Origin of the sequence: Lutibacter sp. (assembly GCF_040883305.1) — a bacterium.
Classification (GTDB): domain Bacteria; phylum Bacteroidota; class Bacteroidia; order Flavobacteriales; family Flavobacteriaceae; genus Lutibacter.
This window is the reverse complement of the sequence record NZ_JBFLKT010000310.1, coordinates 1-3,185: the sequence shown is the minus strand read 5'-3', so window position 1 is coordinate 3,185 and position 3,185 is coordinate 1. Positions and strand designations below refer to the sequence as shown.

The window sequence follows — 3,185 nt, the reverse complement described above, 5'->3', positions numbered from 1 at the left end:
TTTTTCATAATGTTTAATTTTAGTTATTCTTCTTCTTCATTGTGGCACTCACAATAAGGGTTGTTTAGTCTACAATTACATTTACTCATTTCTTTTGTTTTGTTTTGAATAGCACCCCCAACTATTGCCAGAGGTGCTGAATCAAAAATAACTAATCAAACTTAAAACAATTATGAAACAACAATGTAACTCTTTTTATTTAATAATCAAAATAATTTTATTAACAATTCATTCTTACAAAAGGCTTTATCCTATACTCAAAAAGTTCGCCAATCTTATCCTCTGGTAGTTTTAAAATCTCTTGGTTGATTTTTTCAATAGTACCGTTAGTTAATCGTTCTAGTCTATCCGAATTACTTTTTTCTAGTTCGTATAGCTTTTTATAATGCTTTAAATCGTTTTTGGTTTGTATGTATCTATCAAAATCTATTTCCCCTTTAACTTCTGCCTCTGCATCAAAATAAGGCTCTAGGATGCAATCTATTTTATAATGTAATACCTCAAACGAGTTTTTGTGGTAAACTATTTTATCGTTCATATTCAACTCAAATGATTTTAAAGAATGTATAACAGTTGCATGGTCACGATTTAATAATTTACCTGTAGCAGATAAAGAAGATTTAATATATTTTCTCATAAAGTGATAAAACAAACATCTAGCCATAACGCTATGTATTCTTCTATCTTTTTTTATCAAATCTACATCTGTAACTTCTTTTACAGTATTGTATAAAAATTGTTCTGGTGTCATAATTGTTTATTTGTCTTCTCTTAGGTTTTTAATTTCTCTTTCAATATAGTCTTTTGCCTTTAATAAATCTTGTAACTCGTCATGTTTTTTTCCTGCGCGGCAAATATATTTAACGACGTTTCCTCTATTAAAATTGAGATCGTATGCTTTTGCGACATCTATAACATCAAATCCATTTTTGTTTTTGTAATGTATCATTTTTTAAAAGTGTTAATTGCGTTATTAATTTCTGATTCTATATTATCTTTAACTGTTTCAAAATCCCAAACCGATAAATTCATTTTTAAAGCGTTCTTAGGGCTTTTTAAAAGTTCTTGTACGTTACCTATTGTTTTTTCTTTTTCATCGTTAGAAACGTAAATAGGATGCTTTAAATCGTCTCCTGCCTCTCTAAATAGTGTATACATTTCTGATTGGTTCAAAAAATCTTTAAATTCGTCTACTAATTGGTAAAGAGGTTTGTCTAGTACTCTTTGTATTCCGTTTCTTGGGATACCATCAAAAACAGTTGTTTTATAATGCTGTAATTGCTGCTTTAAAAGTACAATATACAACTTTGCAAACAATTCATAGTCATTTATTTGATTTTTTTCTTTTTCTTCTATGTAATCGGAGATAGTGTTAAATGCTTCAATGTCTGTTTCATTTATTGGAAATGGGTTTTTATTGCCATTACCTCCAAACCTCCAGAAGATTCTATTTTGTGCTTCTTTTATTTTCATAATTTTAAGTTGTTTTTACGTTATATCAATATATCATCTTCTTCGCTAATATAAGGCATCCAATCGTCATCTACTCTTATTGTAAAAGGTTTAAAAGGTTTACCCCCTCTAATAACTTTACACCTACATTCTGAATAATCTCCTTTATTTTCAACAATCATAACCATTTCACACTTCTGCCCTAAGATAGTACCTAAGTGACCTCTTATCTTATCGCTGTTAGGGTTTAAATGTAGTAAACCGCATAGATGGCTATTAGTTACTGTTGTGTATTTCATTAGCTTTTCAGTAAACTCTTTGCACTCTGTTTGATTGTTAAAGTCATTCACACAATCTACAACCCCATCTAACATAACTAGTCCTAAGTTATTTCTATAAGGAGATTCCATGTATAACCATTCCAATAGTTCTAGCCTTTCTTTAGTTGATTTTTCCCTCCACATAATACTAATGTAATTATCTGGATGCGCTCCAACCATGAAAGGCACTCTTTTAGCAGTCATAACTGTATCGTAAAGACTTTGCTCTGTATCTATGCTTATCAAATACCTATCTCCTAAATAGCCTTTTATATCTAGATTATCGGTATAATAATTTGCTTTACCTCCGATTGTACACGCTTCTATGAGTGATTTAACAAATGTTTTCCTACTTTTTTCTTGTCCTGTAATTAAACTGATATTACCAAACGATCCAAACTTTAATGGATAATAAACACCTCCATAACTCTTATCGTCTATGCCTATGCTAACTGCAAGTGGAGGTCTTTCTACGTTTTGTTTAATGTCAACAATGTAACTATCAAAGTAATTTTTATCTATAACTACAGCTTCTTCATTGTTTTTTAAAATATTTGGATCAAGTTTCATTTTTTGTATTTGTTTAAGTTTCCTATTCTATCTTGAACATTTAACCAATTTTTAAAGTTAGTAAAAAAATCATTAGTATTTTTATGTAGCCGATTTTCTTCTATGATATGCAGTTTATAGTTTTTTAATAAATCTGTAAGACTGCCCTCTCTTATTCTTAGCCTCATGTAAATCGCTTCTATCCTTGTAGCAAAACCTCCCGATTTAACCTCATCAACAAATTTGCTATAGATGCTATTTATAGTATCTACACTTACACTTACACTTACACTATCACTTACAGTTGCTTTTCGTACTTTTTCGTTAACGCTTGTTGAACGGTCGTTGGATTTCGTTGCACGAACTTTAGCACTTGCTTTTCCTGCTTGACTTCTTTGCTCTCTTTGTTTATCCCATTTTTTTAAATCTCGCTTCAATGAACATTTAACATTTTCAAAAAGAGCGTTTATTACATAGTCATCTGTTTCTGGATTTTCATCATTCACATAAGCAAATATGTGTTTAATTAGTTTACCCGCTACTTCATCTGGCAATGCTTTAAACATTCCATTCCAATCTGAATATGCTATAAATGATTTTTTACCTTCTGCCATAATTTTGTTTAATTAAAAAACCCTTTTACCGTTCGACGTTGGAGGTCTACTAAGTAAAAGGGTTTAACCAATATTTTATTAACGTCTCCAACACGTTGTGTACAAATATACAAATTTATTTTAATTCTACAATAGTAAAATCTATAAATTCTTTTCCTTTACTTACAATCTCTTTTTTTACATTTAACTCGTATATCATCCGATCATTCATTCCTGTACGCTTTTGTACCACATCCAGAAACGGTTTTAA

General features: G+C 30.0%; 5 protein-coding genes. All 5 read right to left on the bottom strand.

Features of this window, described 5'->3' with window-relative positions:
* Nucleotides 1-220: 220 nt before the first annotated feature.
* From AB1Z17_RS09905 to AB1Z17_RS09885, 5 genes are read right to left on the bottom strand one after another with little or no spacing between them, the layout of a single operon-like run.
* Nucleotides 221-751, bottom strand: coding sequence for a helix-turn-helix domain-containing protein (locus AB1Z17_RS09905; RefSeq protein WP_368051643.1), 531 nt, complete (start codon nt 749-751; stop codon nt 221-223).
* A gap of 6 nt (nt 752-757) precedes the next feature.
* Nucleotides 758-949: a DUF3310 domain-containing protein gene (locus AB1Z17_RS09900; protein ID WP_368051642.1), complete on the bottom strand. Its 192-nt coding sequence runs from the start codon at nt 947-949 to the stop codon at nt 758-760.
* Complete coding sequence (locus tag AB1Z17_RS09895) at nt 946-1,473, bottom strand: hypothetical protein (RefSeq protein ID WP_368051641.1); 528 nt, start codon at nt 1,471-1,473, stop codon at nt 946-948. The genes AB1Z17_RS09900 and AB1Z17_RS09895 overlap by 4 nt, the downstream gene beginning before the upstream one ends.
* Before the next feature lie 20 nt (nt 1,474-1,493).
* Nucleotides 1,494-2,342 carry a hypothetical protein gene (locus AB1Z17_RS09890; protein ID WP_368051640.1) on the bottom strand — a complete coding sequence of 283 codons (849 nt, stop codon included), beginning with the start codon at nt 2,340-2,342 and terminating at the stop codon, nt 1,494-1,496.
* A complete protein-coding gene (locus AB1Z17_RS09885) occupies nt 2,339-2,935 on the bottom strand; it encodes a DUF6291 domain-containing protein (protein ID WP_368051639.1) in 597 nt (198 codons plus the stop codon). Before AB1Z17_RS09885 ends, AB1Z17_RS09890 begins: the two co-directional genes overlap by 4 nt.
* Between the last annotated feature and the right edge of the window lie 250 nt (nt 2,936-3,185).